Below are 14,699 nucleotides of genomic sequence, written 5' to 3'. Positions count from 1 at the left end.
TGGATTCAATCGCTTCAGACAGTCCTTGCCGAGGCGACGCCAAAACAGAACATATACCGGAGGTAAATCATGAAGTCGGTCATCTACGCAGCTATCGCCGCATCCGTCCTTGCCACCCCGATCGCATCGTTTGCACAGTCCGAGCAGGGGCTGACGCGCGATCAGGTCAAGGCCGAGCTCGTGCAACTCGAACAGAACGGCTACAAGCCGCTGGCGAGCGATTCGCAGTATCCGGACAACATTCAGGCCGCGGAACAACGCATTCAACCGAACCAGCCGATGCTCGCGCAAGCCGATACGAGCGGCTACGGTGCCGTGGCGACCAGTGCGGGCCAAGCCGGCCGTCGCATGACGCGCGAAGCACCGAATCCCGTGAACTCGGTCTATTTCGGCAACTGAACGTCCCCGGGTCTGCCCGAGCGCACCGCTTAATCGACGAGGCGCGCACCCGTTGTGCGCGTCATTCGCCCGCAGGAGCAGAACCTCCGTCGCCGCATTCCGGCGGCTTTCCGCCCAGACGCTCGCGCGTTTGGGCCTTTTTTGCTGGGCGGGTCAGGCGGACGTGACCGCGGGCGTGCCGTGGATATAGTGTTCGAGCTGGCTGATCGTGAACTGCTGATCGGCAATCACGCTCTTGACGAGGTCGCCGATCGAGATGAGGCCGACCAGCTTGCCGCCGTCGAGGACGGGCAGGTGGCGCATCCGGTGCTCGGTCATCAGCGCCATGCACTCGTCGGTGGATTGCGACGGTTCGACGTAGCGTACCTTCGCCGTCATGATTTCCTCGACGCGGGTGGCTTTCGACGAGCGGTCCTGCAGGACCACCTTGCGCGCGTAGTCGCGCTCGGTGACGATGCCCGCGATGTCGTCGCCGTCCACGACCAGTAGCGCGCCGATGCCTTTTTCGGCCATCAGCTTGATGGCGTCGTAGACGAGGTCGCTCTTCGTGACGGTGTAGATGGTGCGGCCCGAATCCGGCTTGGCCTTGAGAAGTTGCGCGACAGTCGTACTCATTCGCTTTCTCCGTGTGCAGGTCGATGCTGGGCAGGCAGGGTGTGATGCTTGTCACCCGATGAGCCCAGTATAGCCGCGCAGGTGGCGGCAGTCGCGTGACGATTCCAGATTAGCGGTAAACTCCGGTCACGCACTATCCACACAACTCCTACATTCCTGAACGTTTCGATTGAATTCATGATGTCTTCGCGTCCCCAATCGCCCACGCCGGGCAATGGCCAGGCCGACGAGTGCGTGACGCTCGTCGCTACCGCGTCGCTGCCCACGCGTTACGGTACGTTCACGTCGTACGCTTTCCGCGTATCGGGCAGCGATGCCGAACATCTCGCGCTCGTGATGGGCGACGTCGCCGGCGAGCAGTCCGTGCTGACGCGCCTTCATTCCGAGTGCCTGACCGGCGATGTATTCGGCTCGTACCGCTGCGACTGCGGCGAGCAGCTCGATCTCGCATTGCGTTACATCGCGGCGGAAGACCGCGGCGTGCTGCTGTATCTGCGCGGCCACGAAGGGCGCGGGATCGGCCTGAGCAACAAGATCCGCGCTTACGCGCTGCAGGAGCAGGGGCGCGACACCGTCGAGGCGAACCTCGACCTCGGCCTGCCTGACGACGCCCGCGAATACGACTCGGCCGCCGCGATTCTCCGGATCCTCGGCGTGACGTCGGTGCGGCTGATGAGCAACAACCCGGCGAAGTTCGATACGCTCGCGAAGCACGGTATTCCGGTTTGCGAACGCGTGGCGCTTGCGGTGCCCGTGCGCGAGGAAAACGAGCGTTATATCCGCACGAAGCAGACGAAGTTTGGGCATTACTTCGAAGAAAACGAGTAACCGCCGCGGGCGCACCGGCGCCCGTTTCTCGTCATCTGTTCCCTGGATCGTCGCCGGCAAAGGCGACGATTTTCATTTCTCCCATCCGTTCCGCTTTCAGGTTTGTGACGGCGCTCGCGTTATGCCGCCTGAACGATCCATCGCCCCTATGTCCACACCGTCGAAGATCGAAACCGAGCGCTTGACGCTGCGTCGCTGGCGGCCGACGGATGCGGGCGCGCTGTCGGCGATGCATGAGGATCCAGACGTGACCGCATGGCTCGCGCGCGGCCCGATGTCCGTTGACGAGGCGAGCGACGTCATCGCGCGCTTCGACGCGCATTTCGAGGCATACGGTTTCGGCCCGTGGGCCATCGAGCGCCGTGCCGACGCGATGCTGATCGGGGTGTGCGGCCTGTCGCACGAAGCGCGTGCATCGCATCCGATGGCGCCGTGCGTCGAGATCATGTGGCGGCAGGCGCGTCACGCCTGGGGGCATGGCTACGTTGTCGAAGCGGCAGCCGCCGCATTGGCCGACGGGTTCGACCGGATCGGGCTCGGCGAGATCTTCGCGTGGACGGCCAACACCAACCTGCGATCACGGCACGTGATGCAGCGGCTCGGCATGCAGCATCGGCCCGCGCGTGATTTCGACCATCCTGCGTTGCCGGACGGGCACGCGCTGCGTCGGCACGTCGTGTATGCCGCTCGCGCCGCCGGCCTGGCCGGCGCGTAACGGTTCACGCGTGTTCGCCTGTCAGCGCCATGTGCCGTTCTGCAGCACGATCCGGTAGCCGTCGGCATCCTCGAAGGTCTGGCCGGATATTTCCCAGTACGGATTGAACGACGTCACCGGCATGAAGCCATGTTCCGTCGCGCGCGCATGCCGCCTCCCATTCCGGCCGATCGGGCAGGTAGAACACGATCAGGTCTTCGGGCGTCGGTGACGGCGCGATCGGATGGTCGGGGCAATGCGTGAATTCGAAGTGATAGTCGAGGCCGTCGCGCCCGAGCATCACGCCGGAAAACCCGTCGTGATCTTCAAAGCGCGCGAGAACGGACAACTCGAGGGCGTCGCGATACATGCGCTCGGTGCGGGCGAGGTTGCTGACCGGGCGGGCAATGCGCAGATGGGCGTGCAAGATGGCCTCGGGGGCGAGTGGCGGGCCGGTCAATGATAAGCCGGCCCATCCGGATTGCGTGTGACGAACGGAGCGCGCTTCGGCGCAGGCCCATCGTATCGAACGATATGAGCTCCTTGCGGCCAAACGAATCGAACCGCCGAACCTCGTCTCGTGAAAGAAAAAACATGACGCTTCCGATCAAATGCGCGCACCCCTTTGCAGCCGGTGCTTGTCAGGACAACCTTCGACGTCCTGTTTTCGGGTCAGTCTGTCGATCGATGAGCCGACGTGCCGATCCCGGGCGAGTGCGCGTAAATGAGTAAGCCCGATCTCCGTCGGCCGGTTACCGGCCCTTATCGCCAGTCGCGATGGGCGGGCGCGTTGGAGGTTGCCTTTGGATGGGTGGCCAAGGGAACGATGGTGCTGGTCGGACTCGGCATGGTCGCGCTGGCGGCCCTGACGGGCGACGTGAGTGCGCTGGTGGATCTGCCAACGACCAAAAAGGGCTGGTTCTACCTGCTGCTGGTCGTGATCGGGGTGGTGGCGCTGATATTTGCGGTGCACCACTACTGGCCGTGGCCGTCTGGTGTGCGCCCGGCAGGTTAGGTGGGGCGGAAGGAGATCTGTCCCCGTAATTCGCGCAGGCAAGAAAAAGCCCGCTACATTGAGCGGGCTGAATCCATGTTTGGAGACATGGAGGAGACAGACGTAAATTTAAGGGAAAACCCGAGGCATGGCAAGCCCTAGTTGTATCGATACAACTTCTTGTTGCACCGCACTTACATGCCGCCTGCCCGGGCGTGCGCCGCAAACGCGCTGAAACGCTCCTGCGCGACCGGTAACGCGTACTTGTCGCGCATCTCCGTCTCGATCCATGCGCAGGCCTCGCGCGCGCAGTCGGTCAGCGCATGCCGCGTCGCATGGCCATCGATGTCGTAGACGAAGCGCACGCCGACCTCGTCGTCGGCCACCTGCCGCTCGAGCTGGTTGAGCTGCAGTTGCGGCCCATGCTGTTGCGACAGCGCACGGAGTTCGTCGAAGTGATATTCGAGCCAGTCGGCAAAGAACAGCGCGTCGCTGTGGCACGGCAGCCGGAAGGCCGCGCTGCGCGACGGGCGCGGCGCGGCTTCGCCGGCCGACGCGTGCGGGTCGCCGTCAGTGGCGATGGACGCGTCGACAGGCGCAAGCGGCTGCTGAATCTGGCGGTAGGGCTCGCGATCACGCAACGCGTGCCACAGCAATTCGTCGCCGGCGGCGCCGGATGGCTGCATCGTCAGGTCATGCCGGCCTTCGCCGGCCGGCGCGATGTCGCGGATCACGAGGCGCAGCGAGCAGAGCGGCTCGTCCGCGACCAGCAGCGTCGCCGCGCGCGGCAACCCGCAGACGAGCGGCGCGGCGCGGGCAGCACGGAACACGAGCCCGCGGCGGTCGAGCCGCACGAGCGGCAGCGGCCGGGGAAACGACGGGTAGGCGACCGCGATGCGGGCGCCGTTGGCGCTCGTCAACCCGGGCATCATCGCGCGAAAGACCTGAGACTGGTCCACGTTGATTCTCCTTCGTTACGATACCGCCCGGACAGAAACGCGCGTTCCGGTTCAGGCGGCGATGGCTTGCCGGGCGGCCTGCCCCGGCTCGATTCGTAGTGCGGCAAACGTTTGCGGATCGATGTCGATCCAACACGCGACCACCAGACGTCCGTCAACCTGCTTCGGCGGGCCTGCGCGGTGCGCGTGTATGCCGATCCGGCGGAACAGCCGTTCCATGCTCGCGAACGTCACGCCGATCAACTGCCGCGCGCCAAGCTGCGCCGCGCATTCGACGACGGCTGCGAGCATCGGGCGCACGGCCCATTCGGCATTGCCCGGCCCGCCTTCGTCGTCGGTTGCCGCAAACCGGGACAACTCCCAGACGGCGGCCGATTGCGGCAGCGGCATGTCTTCGGCGATCAGGTCGGCGAACAGCGACTTCAGCAGATACGGGCGCGTCGTCGGCAGCAGGCGCGCACATCCGCACATGTCGCCGCCGGCGTTCCGCGCGAACACGTACACGGTATCGTCGCGATCGAACTGGTCGCGCTCGAAGCTTTCGTTCGCCGACGGGAGTGCCCAGCCGAGCTGCTCGACGAACACACGGCGCCGGTAGCGCCCTAGATCCGCCGCAAGTTCGTGTGGCAACCGCCCTTCCTCGTGAACGAAGGTCCGCATGGTGTCCTCGGATCTGTGCTTTTGTATGCATGCATTACATCGCGCAGCACGAGGGGGCTGTAACTGGTAACTCTTACAGGATCGCGTCGGAAAGACGCTGTTTAGGACGTGGTAACGGTTTCTTGATCAACGGGATTGAAAACCGTGGCGCTTTTGCTTATAAAGAGCGCCAGCATGGCGGAAATTGTCAGAGGAATAGAGGCGCAGCCAGTTGTCACTGGAGCGTCGGACCGGCATGATAGGCGTCGTTGTGCCCGAGCAGGGCCGACGCGACCGCGGCGGGCCAGTCGATGCATGCGAGCCGTGCGGCGAGCGCGGCGGCCGTGCGGACCATGCCGATGTCGGCGCCCGTGGCGTCGGTGACCATCACGTTGCTGCGGACGTCGCCGCCTGCGATCACGAACGCGCCCGTCGCGCGTTCGAGGTACCAGTCCCAGCCGATCGTCACGTAAGCGACGCCGGCACTGGCCGGGCGATGCCATTCGGTGTAGCCGGCGAGGCGTGCGTCGATGGTGCTGTCGCGCAATTCCTCGAGCAGCGATGCGTCGAGGCCGCTTGCGACATGGTCGAGCGCAAGCACGGCCAGTGCGCTTTCTGACAGGCGTACGTAGCCGTCCGGGGACGGGCCGGGGACCGAGTGCAGCAAAGGTGAAGTCATGCGCGGAATGTATCAGCCTCGAACGGGTCTGGAACCTGACAAGTATGACAGCGTGACGTTGTCGGAGAATGAATGGAACTGCGCTGGCAGGATGCCTATCAACAATTCAGCGCCGCGGAAGACGAGCAGCAGCTCTTCCAGCGGATCGCCGCCTATTCCAAGCGGCTGGGGTTCGAATACTGCTGTTACGGCATTCGCGTCCCGCTGCCCGTTTCGAAGCCCGCGGTCGCGATCTTCGATACCTATCCGGACGGCTGGATGGCGCACTACCAGGCGCAGAACTACATCGAGATCGACTCGACGGTTCGCGACGGCGCGCTCAGCACCAACATGATCGTCTGGCCGGATGTCGACCGGATCGAACCATGTCCGCTGTGGCAGGACGCACGTGATTTCGGGTTGTCGGTGGGTGTCGCGCAGTCGAGCTGGGCTCCCCGCGGTGCGTTCGGCCTGCTGAGCATCGCCCGCCATGCCGACCGGCTGACGCCGGCCGAGATCAACATGCTGACGTTGCAGACCAACTGGCTCGCGAACCTGTCGCATTCGCTGATGAGCCGCTTCATGGTGCCGAAGCTGGCGCCTGCGGCGGCCGTCACGCTGACCGCGCGCGAGCGCGAGGTGCTGTGCTGGACGGCCGAGGGCAAGACCGCGTGCGAAATCGGCCAGATCCTCAGCATCTCGGAGCGGACGGTCAACTTCCACGTCAACAACATCCTCGAGAAGCTGGGCGCGACGAACAAGGTCCAGGCGGTCGTCAAGGCCATCTCGGCCGGGCTGATCGAGACGCCCTGACAGGGCGTGAAGGCGGCAGCGCAATATGCAGCTGCCGCCGGGCCGCTCACTCCATCATCGGCTCCGCTTCCTTCGCGGTCCAGCTCACGCTGGAAATGCTCTTCTCCATGCTCATCCGGCTCGCGATCTGCTCGAGCTTCTGCTGATCCTTCGGATGCAGCTTCAGTGTCGCAGTCACCTTCAGCCGGTCCGGCTGGTCGGGCACGTCCTCGCTCGTGAGGCTCTGGAACGACAGCGGCTTCGCATACATCGAGTTCGACAGCAGCGTGCGGATGTGCACTTCATCGGAGGCCAGGCAGATCACGGTGATCTGGTATTCGCGCACGAGATCGGCGTTCGATACCGGCGTCGCGTTGATCGCCTGGCTGACGCTGCGCAACAGCGTATTGGTGACCAGCACGACGCCGGTGCCGGCGAGCGCCGGCACGTAATGACCGGAGCCGGACAGCACGCCGACGGCCGCCGAGCACCACAGCGTCGCGGCGGTGTTGATGCCCTGGATCGAGCCCTTGTCGCGCATGATCACGCCGCCGCCGAGGAAGCCGACGCCCGACACGACGTAGGCGGCGATCTGCGTGACGCCCGCGACGCCGTTGCCGGTCAGCACGCCGAGCGTGACGAACAGGCACGCGCCGCTCGCGACGAGCGTGATCGTGCGCAGGCCGGCCGTGCGCTGGCGCATCTGGCGCTCGAGGCCGATGGCGACGCCGCAGGCGAACGCGGTGAAAAGACGAAGTGCGAAATCGAAAGTCATGGTTGTCCTGCCGTGCAAGAAGCGCGTGCCGTTTCGCGTCGCTGCGGCGCAAGGCCGAAGGCGGCACGAAGATAGCCGTCATCGCGCGGTACTGTACCGCGCGAATGCGTCATTCAGTGTGAAACGGGAGGCGTGCGGCTCGCGGAACGCGAGCCGGGCAGGAGAACTGCGTCGGACAGGCGTTCAGGCGGCAAGCGGCGCACGCAACGGAGTGCTGCAACTGTCCACGATGGTTCCTGAAGGAAGAATGGGCGGCATTCTAGTGGGCGGCGAGCGCAGGCGTCAACCGCCTCGCGGCGGCCGCGCTACTGCGCCGAGCCGATCGTTCCCGTCGCAAGCGCGAGCGCGGCGGCGGCCGACAGTGCACCGGCATAGCTGTCGACCTCCGCGTTGCGGGCGGCGAGCAACTGGCTTTGCGCAATCGTCGCATCGGTGACCGAACCGACGCCGTTCCGGTACGCGGTCAGCGCCGCGTCGTAACTCGTCTGCGCGGCGTCGACGAGCGCCTTCGCGGCGTTGTGCGACGCCAGGCTCGTCTGTACCGCATTCTGCGCGGCGACCACCTGGCGGACCGCTTCCTCCTTGGTCCGCGTGAGGCGCGCGGAGGCGCTTTCCGCGTCGTTGCGCGCCTGCATCAGCACCGCCGAGCGCAGCCCGCCGTCGTACAGCGGAATCGTCACGCCGAGGAACACGCCGCCGCCGTAGCGGCTGCCGTTCAGGTTGACGGTCGGCGCCTGGTCGCCGATCGCGGGCAGCGCGGAGATGGACGTGCCGCCGCTCGCGTACGACGTCGACGCGGACAGGAAGATCTTCGGCATGAACGCGGCTTCCGCGGCCTTGATCTTCGCGCGATTGGCCTTTTCGAGCGCGAACGCGCCCTGCAGGTCGGGGCGGCGCGCGATCGCATCCGACACGATCGCGTCGACCGACGAGCCGAGCGAGGGCGGCAGCGGCCGCTTCGGCAGCGCGGCGACGGTTGGCTTCGACAGCGGCGAGATGCCGAGCGCGGAGACGAGGGCGAGGTAGCCGTCGCTCTCCGTGCCGTTGGCCTGCACGAGCGCGAGGTTGGCCTGTGCGCGGTTCTGCGTCGCCTGTGCGAGTTCGACGACCGTGCCGACGCCGTGCTTGAGCCGCGCGCGGGAGGCCGCGAGGATCGCGTCCGCGTTCGCGAGGCCCTGCTGGGCGCTGAGCGCGCGCGAGCGTGCGGCTTCGTAGCGGTAGTACGCGACGGTCACGTCGTGGATCACCTGCTGGTGAACGGCCGTGAACGCGACGTTCGACGCGATCGACGCCTGTTCGGCCGCTTCGACGCGTGCCGCGCGGCCGCCGAAATCGAACAGCAGCCATTGCAGCGACAGCGCCGAGATGGTGCCGTGCACGGTGGAGTTGCTCGACGAGTCGCCGAGGAACGACGACGTCGACCCGTGGTTTGCCTGGTAGCCGCCCATGGCCGTCGCGGACAGCTTCGGCAGGTAGGCGGTCTTGGCCAGGCCGACCGCGAGCGCGGCGTTGCGCGCGTCGTTCCATGCGATACGGGTCAACGGGTTCGCCGATTCGGCGAGATCGATCAGCTCGGGCAGCGTGTACGCGTGCGCGGCATCGAGCGCGGCCGGCGGCGAGACCGACGCGAGCGCCGGCGACGCGGGCAGCGTGTAGTCGTGCGAACCTGGCGCGGACGTGCGCGGCGGGCCCGGCACGATGTCGCCTGCGGCCGACGTTTGCGGCTGCCACGGGCGGTCGGACGCCTCCGGCGCCAGATCGATCGACGACGTCGCGCAGCCGGCCAGCGCGACGGCGGTCGCGAGGGCGGCGGCGGCGATCGAGGCGGCCGGCGGTTCAGGTAGGCGCATGGGGGGCAGACTCCTTCGGTGTGGCTTGACGGGCGGCATCGGCGATGTGCGCGAGCCGCGCGTCGATCAGGTTCAGCAGCGCGTCGCGTGCGGGGTCGGTGGGGGCTGCGCGCGGAGGCATGGCCGGCGGCGTGGAGGGTTCTTGATCGGGCGCGGCGGCGTCGTCGCGCGGTTCGGTCACGCGGGCGAGCTGCGCGCCGATCGCCGCGTCGCCGGGCTTGCGTTCGGCGAGCAGGAACAGCGGCCCTTCGAGCGCACCGAGCTCCGCGAGCGCGCGGCGTCGCGTGGCGAGCCACGACGCGGCCGGCCGTACCCACGACGGTTCGTAGTGGACCAGCCCGAGCTCCTGCGTGATCGCGCCGTGGCGGGCGAACGCCTCGGCCGCGAGCGCGCGCCGCTCGGCCGGCTGCGCGACCTGCACGAGGCGCCGCCACTGTTCGATCAGCGCGGTGAGCCCGGCGTCGATCTGCTTGCCGATGCTGACAGGCCAGATGCGCGTGAACACGAGATACACGACGACGTTGCCGAGCAGGATGCCGATCGTGCGATCGCGCGCGATCGTCAGGTCGAAGCCGGGGCCGGCGCCCTGGATCACGCACAGGAAAAACGCGAACGCGATCTGGAAGCCGGCATACGCGATGCGCGGCGAGCCGAACGCGACCCACGCGGCGAGCCACCCGCCGGCGAACACCAGCGCCATCAGGTGGCCGACCGACGATAGCGACGGCACGACGAAGACGAGTGCCGCCGTGCCGAGCAGCGCGCCGACGATGCAGCCGAAGATCCGCAGCGTGAGCTTCTCGACCGTTTCGGCCGTCGAGCCGAGCGACACGATGTAGCAGGTGACGACGCAGGTATGGATGCCCGACCAGTCGAGCTGTGAATACAGCAGGTAGCAGAAGATCGCCGCGGCGGTGGTCTTCAGCGCGTAGCGGATGTGGTCGGGATTGGTGCGCGCGTCGGGCAGGAAGAAGCCGCTGCGCGGGGCGGCTGCGGGGGCGTCGGGGGCAGTTGCCGAAGCCGTCGAAGCCGTCGAAGCCGTCGAAGCCGTCGAAGCCGTCGAAGCCGTCGAAGCCGTCGAAGCCGTCGAAGCCGTCGAAGCCGTCGAAGCCGTCGAAGCCGTCGAAGCCGTCGAAGCCGTCGAAGCGACATCGGTCGTTGCGGCCGGTTCCGTGAAATGCGTGATCGCCGCATGGAGATCCGTCGCAGCAACACGTGCGAGCGGCGGCAGCGTGCCGGTCGGCGGTAGCGCGAGCGTCACGTCGACCGGGTAGCCGCCCTGGTCGAGGATGTCGGCCATCTCGTCGAGCGTCGCGGCGATCGGGGTGGCGTATGCGTCGGGCAGCCGTGCATCCGGTTCGCGATCGGCCAGCGCGACGCCGACGAGCAGCGCGGTGCTCGATGTCACGGCCTGCCGCAACGCCGCGAAGTCGGCGGCGGACGACGAGCCTTCGAGTTTCGACAGCTTGAGCCACGTGAGCAGCTGCTTGTCGCCTTCGTGCAGGCTGGCATTGAATGCGTCGCGCGCGGCATCGTCACCGCGCAGCCGCTGCGCGGCGAGCCGCAAGCGCTTCGCGAGTTGCGCATGCGCGAGCTTGCGCGGCGACGGCGCGATCAGCAGGTTGACGACGATCGCGACTCCCACCGGGATCGCGATCGTCAGCCAGATGTACAGCAGCGCGCGCGTTGCAGCTTCACCGAACGGCGCAAGGCCGAGCTGGTCGAGCCCGAAGCCGACGATCATCGCGAGGATCGCGCCAACCGGGCGCAGCTTGCTGGCCGACGTCAGATAGAGGAGGCCGACCGACAGCACGGCCATGCACGCGACCCGCAGGATCGAATAGTCGATGCTGAAGATCGCGATGCCGAGCACGAGCCCGATCACGATCGTGACGATCACCAGCAGCGCGGCCGCGAGCACGACGCTCGTCACGCGGTCGGCCCGGATCATGAAGAACACGACGTACGCAGACAGCGCGGCTTCGGGCGTGCCGTAGGCGGCCGTCACGAGCGCGGTCAGCGCGCAGATCAGCGCAACCCGCACGGCAATCGACGTACGCCCGGGAAACGGCGCGAGCAGTCGCAGGACTTCGCGCGGGCCCGGCGACCGAACCTCAGCGGCAGGCAGTGCCATGCCGGACCTCGACGATCGCGCTGGCGCCGACGCGCACGAGCTTGCCGTCGGGTTCGTCGAGCTTCACGCGCACGGGGAAGCGCTGCGCGACGTGCACCCAGTTCACCGAGTTCTGCACGATCGGCAGCGTGCGCGGCAGGTTGATGCGGGCGCTGTCGGCAATGCCTGCGCCGACGCCGACGACCTTGCCGGTCAGCGGGCGGCTGCGGTCGATCATCGAATAGACGGTTGCGCAGTCGCCGACCTCGATGCGGCTCAGCGACGTCTCGCGGAAGTTGCCGACGGCGAACCATTCGCTCGCGTCGATCAGCGTGAAGATCGACTGGTTCGGCGCAAGGGTTTCGCCGGCGAGCACGCTCAGGCCCGTGACGAGACCATCGTGCGGCGCGCGCACGACGGTGTCTTCGAGCGCATGCTGCGCGCGGGCGAGCGCGGCCTCGCGCGCATGCAGCGTCGCGATCGCGTCGGCGTCGTCGCCGATCGTCTGTGAGGACGCGCGCTGCTGTTCCTGCGCCTGCGCGAGCGACACGGCCGCGTCGCGCTGGCGGACCTTCGCCTGGTCGAACTGCTGCGCGCTGACGTAGCCCTGTGCGGCGAGCGGCGCGAGCCGGTTCACGTCGCGCGTGGCAAGGTCGTTGTTCTGGGTCGCGCGCTTGACCTGCTCGGCGGCCACGGCCGCGTTCGAGCGTTCGCCGATCAGCGAGCGGCGGCGCGTGTCGAGCGATGCGCGCGCGAGTTCGAGGTCGGCCTGCGCCTGCGCAACCGTCAGCCGGTACGGCACGGGATCGATGACGTACAGCAGCTCGCCTTTCGCGACGCGCTGGTTTTCATGTACCGCGAGTTGCACGATGCGGCCGCCGACCGGCGACGCAACGTGCACGACGTCCGCGTCGATCGATGCGTCGTCGGTGGACGGGTAGGCCGTCGTGCGGTAGTACGCGTACACGAGTGCCGCGATGCCGAGCGCGACGATCGCCAGGGCGATCACGCGGCCTTTGACGGACGGGCGAGCGATGCCGGCGGCCTTCATGCGAACGGCCCCGTGCCGGTGAGCCACACGATCACCGCGACCACGAGCCCGATCGCGGTGCAGACGGCCAGCTGGTAGGGCACCGTCGCGGCCCAGCCGGTCGCGACGAATACGCGGTGCGCGACGATCGCGCCGATGACGCCGACGATCGCGCTGACGAGCCAAAGCGGGAAATACGCGCCGAACAGGACGTACGACGGTGCGCCGCGCGATGCGCAGCCCGCGAGCGGCAGGGCTGGCGCCAGGACGGCGGCGACGCGCAAGGGCGCGCGCGGCGTTGTTTTTCTCATGGTGTGACGAGCTCGACGTTGGGGGTGGATGCCGGGCGCGGCGCAATGCGAATCGCCGCCGCGACGACGATTCCGGGATACGGAGCCGATAATAAATCAGCGCGATGCGGACCGCCAGCCACCCGCCCCGTGCACCGTGGGGGGTATTACCGGTCGGGGGGCGTGTCCGCCCGTTCGGCACCGCGTTTCTGCAATGATGGTCGGACCGTCGCGATTCTGCCAGCGCACGCTCGCGTAGGGTTGCTAACGGACTGTAAAGGATCGTCAGACGAACGAAGGGCGGCCGATTTGTCCTTTCGACAGCGCGGAATCGGGGCGGAAACGGCCGATTGCCGTTCGAACGCTGGGGAATGTGGTCGATTCGGCGGATCGGGGGGGCGATGTTGACGAGTGGGTCGACCGGATTGCGGGTAAAGCGCGGCAGCGTGTCGCGATCGGTGACGCAGATCTGCGGCAGGCGTTCGGCCTGAGCGGTCTGCTCGTTTGCTCGCCCGCGAGAGCGACGACGCGCAGTGCCTTCGGGCAAGACGCTGACGTTCGCATCGATCATCCGGCCGCCGTTCTCGAAGTGGCTGACCGGGATGGTCAAGCGCAGCGTGCGCTGCATGTCGGTAACGACGGGCTTCGGGAAAGCGTCAACGTCGCTCGCGTCGGGCGGGCCGATGAAGTCGCGGTCGAGCGGTGCGCCGGGCGGCGTCGAAGCCCGGCCGGCGACCGGTCGTCACAGCCGCGATCTGTGTACCATCGTACGTATGGCGCGACGCGCGGCACGGAGCCTCACGGCCTCGTGCAACACGCAACGCGGAAGCGGTATCGGTATCGCAACGAAGGTGAGTGTTCCATGCGAAGTTTCTTTGTCCGGTTCATTGCAATCGGCATGCTGTTCCATCTCTACGTCGGGATTCGGATCATTCCCGATGCATTCACGTCGCCGGTCGCGCGCACGATCGCGGCGCTCGTGCTGGCGAGCTTCGTCGTGCTGATCCCGGTCGGCATGTTCTCGCGCCGCTTCGACGAAGGTTGGGCCGCGACGCTGGCCGGCTGGGCCGGCTCGCTCGTGATGGGCTTCTTCTCGTCGCTGCTCCTGCTGACGTTCCTTCGCGAATTCGTGTTGCTCGGCGTGTCCGGATGGCGTCATCTCGGGCACGACGGTGCGTGGCCCGGCGCGGCGACCGACACGGCGATCGGCGTGCTGGCCGGTGCGGTGTTCGTCACCGTGATCGGGTTCGTCGGTGCGCGCCGCACGGCGGCGGTCAAGCGCGTGTCGATCCCGGTCGCGGGGCTGCCGGCCGGGCTCGACGGGCTGACGATCGTGCAGCTGTCCGACATCCACGTCGGGCCGACGATCAAGCGGCCCTACGTCGAACGAATCGTGCGCGCGGTCAACGCGCTCGATGCCGACCTCGTCGTCGTGACGGGCGACGTGGTCGACGGCTCGGTCCAGCGCCTGCGCGACCACACGGCGCCGCTCGGCCGCATGCAGTCGCGGCACGGCAGCTTCCTGGTGACGGGCAACCACGAGTATTACGCGGGCGCGCATGCGTGGATCGACGAGTTCCGCCGCATCGGGATCACGGTGCTGCTCAACGAGCACGTGCTGATTGAACATGACGGTGCGCACGCAGTGCTCGCGGGCGTCACCGATTTCACGGCGGGCGGGTTCGATCCCGCTCATCGCAGCGACCCCGTGCAGGCGCTGGCGGGGGCGCCGCGCGACGTCGGCACGAAGATCCTGCTCGCGCACCAGCCGCGCAGCGCGGAAGCGGCGAACCGGGCCGGCTTTACCGTGCAGTTGTCGGGGCATACGCACGGCGGCCAGTTTCTGCCATGGCCACCGTTCGTGCGGCTGCAGCAGCCGGTGATCGGCGGGCTGAGCCGCTTCGGCGATCTGTGGCTCTATACGAGCCGCGGCACCGGATACTGGGGGCCGCCGAATCGTTTCGGCGTGCCGTCCGAGATCACGCTGATCCGGCTGACGCGCGGCGGGTAGGGCACGTTTCCTCGTTTGGAAAAGGCCGGCGCCGGCCCGTCACCAGCGGCAC

15 protein-coding genes and 1 pseudogene are annotated in these 14,699 nt (G+C 67.3%); 6 read left to right on the top strand and 10 right to left on the bottom strand.

Translation table 11 applies throughout. From position 1 onward, the window contains the following. Positions 1 to 69 precede the first annotated feature (69 nt). Positions 70 to 399: a DUF4148 domain-containing protein gene (locus tag QZM35_RS08020; RefSeq protein ID WP_089427152.1), complete on the top strand. Its 330-nt coding sequence runs from the start codon at positions 70 to 72 to the stop codon at positions 397 to 399. Positions 400 to 552: 153 nt separating this feature from the next. On the opposite strand, the gene QZM35_RS08015 is transcribed toward QZM35_RS08020, so the two are convergent. Beyond that, on the bottom strand, positions 553 to 1,014 hold the full coding sequence (locus QZM35_RS08015; RefSeq protein WP_069252006.1) for a CBS domain-containing protein: 462 nt from the start codon (positions 1,012 to 1,014) through the stop codon (positions 553 to 555). Positions 1,015 to 1,191: 177 nt separating this feature from the next. On the opposite strand from QZM35_RS08015, the gene ribA reads away from it, so the two are divergent. Next, complete coding sequence (gene ribA / locus QZM35_RS08010) at positions 1,192 to 1,842, top strand: GTP cyclohydrolase II (protein ID WP_069260282.1); 651 nt, start codon at positions 1,192 to 1,194, stop codon at positions 1,840 to 1,842. Between the two features lie 148 nt (positions 1,843 to 1,990). After that, positions 1,991 to 2,557: a GNAT family N-acetyltransferase gene (locus tag QZM35_RS08005; protein WP_301775740.1), complete on the top strand. Its 567-nt coding sequence runs from the start codon at positions 1,991 to 1,993 to the stop codon at positions 2,555 to 2,557. Between the two features lie 21 nt (positions 2,558 to 2,578). On the opposite strand, the pseudogene QZM35_RS08000 reads toward QZM35_RS08005, so the two are convergent. Then, a pseudogene (locus tag QZM35_RS08000) lies at positions 2,579 to 2,963 on the bottom strand (VOC family protein). 297 nt (positions 2,964 to 3,260) lie between these two features. On the opposite strand from QZM35_RS08000, the gene QZM35_RS07995 reads away from it, so the two are divergent. Beyond that, positions 3,261 to 3,551, top strand: coding sequence for a hypothetical protein (locus QZM35_RS07995; protein ID WP_175238945.1), 291 nt, complete (start codon positions 3,261 to 3,263; stop codon positions 3,549 to 3,551). Between the two features lie 173 nt (positions 3,552 to 3,724). Here the strand turns inward: QZM35_RS07995 and QZM35_RS07990 are convergent, their stop codons facing one another. The 3 genes from QZM35_RS07990 to QZM35_RS07980 form a co-directional block, all read right to left on the bottom strand. Beyond that, a complete protein-coding gene (locus tag QZM35_RS07990; RefSeq protein WP_301775738.1) occupies positions 3,725 to 4,489 on the bottom strand; it encodes a hypothetical protein in 765 nt (254 codons plus the stop codon). A 51-nt stretch (positions 4,490 to 4,540) separates the two neighbouring features. Then, positions 4,541 to 5,149, bottom strand: a complete 609-nt coding sequence (locus tag QZM35_RS07985) for an acyl-homoserine-lactone synthase (protein WP_301775737.1) — start codon at positions 5,147 to 5,149, stop codon at positions 4,541 to 4,543. A 214-nt stretch (positions 5,150 to 5,363) separates the two neighbouring features. After that, the gene (locus QZM35_RS07980; RefSeq protein ID WP_089427158.1) at positions 5,364 to 5,807 is read right to left on the bottom strand and encodes a DUF4902 domain-containing protein; all 444 of its coding nucleotides are present in this window, start codon (positions 5,805 to 5,807) and stop codon (positions 5,364 to 5,366) included. Between the two features lie 72 nt (positions 5,808 to 5,879). On the opposite strand from QZM35_RS07980, the gene QZM35_RS07975 reads away from it, so the two are divergent. Beyond that, positions 5,880 to 6,599, top strand: coding sequence for an autoinducer binding domain-containing protein (locus QZM35_RS07975; protein ID WP_089432910.1), 720 nt, complete (start codon positions 5,880 to 5,882; stop codon positions 6,597 to 6,599). A 46-nt stretch (positions 6,600 to 6,645) separates the two neighbouring features. Here the strand turns inward: QZM35_RS07975 and QZM35_RS07970 are convergent, their stop codons facing one another. From QZM35_RS07970 to QZM35_RS07950, 5 genes are all read right to left on the bottom strand, one after another. Then, positions 6,646 to 7,353: an MgtC/SapB family protein gene (locus QZM35_RS07970; protein ID WP_089427160.1), complete on the bottom strand. Its 708-nt coding sequence runs from the start codon at positions 7,351 to 7,353 to the stop codon at positions 6,646 to 6,648. A 305-nt stretch (positions 7,354 to 7,658) separates the two neighbouring features. Next, a complete protein-coding gene (locus QZM35_RS07965; RefSeq protein ID WP_089427161.1) occupies positions 7,659 to 9,203 on the bottom strand; it encodes a TolC family protein in 1,545 nt (514 codons plus the stop codon). Further along, a complete protein-coding gene (locus tag QZM35_RS07960) occupies positions 9,190 to 11,337 on the bottom strand; it encodes an FUSC family protein (RefSeq protein ID WP_301775736.1) in 2,148 nt (715 codons plus the stop codon). The genes QZM35_RS07965 and QZM35_RS07960 overlap by 14 nt, the downstream gene beginning before the upstream one ends. Next, positions 11,318 to 12,367, bottom strand: a complete 1,050-nt coding sequence (gene mdtN / locus QZM35_RS07955; RefSeq protein WP_301775735.1) for a multidrug transporter subunit MdtN — start codon at positions 12,365 to 12,367, stop codon at positions 11,318 to 11,320. Before mdtN ends, QZM35_RS07960 begins: the two co-directional genes overlap by 20 nt. After that, positions 12,364 to 12,657 carry a hypothetical protein gene (locus tag QZM35_RS07950; RefSeq protein ID WP_011354664.1) on the bottom strand — a complete coding sequence of 98 codons (294 nt, stop codon included), beginning with the start codon at positions 12,655 to 12,657 and terminating at the stop codon, positions 12,364 to 12,366. The genes mdtN and QZM35_RS07950 overlap by 4 nt, the downstream gene beginning before the upstream one ends. Positions 12,658 to 13,498: 841 nt before the next feature. On the opposite strand from QZM35_RS07950, the gene QZM35_RS07945 reads away from it, so the two are divergent. Further along, complete coding sequence (locus tag QZM35_RS07945) at positions 13,499 to 14,647, top strand: metallophosphoesterase (protein WP_301775734.1); 1,149 nt, start codon at positions 13,499 to 13,501, stop codon at positions 14,645 to 14,647. Positions 14,648 to 14,699 lie beyond the last annotated feature (52 nt).

The sequence above is a fragment of the Burkholderia sp. AU45274 genome, from assembly GCF_030482505.1.
GTDB lineage: Bacteria > Pseudomonadota > Gammaproteobacteria > Burkholderiales > Burkholderiaceae > Burkholderia.
Note: the sequence above shows the minus strand (reverse complement) of the source record. Positions and strands in the feature narration are given on the sequence as shown.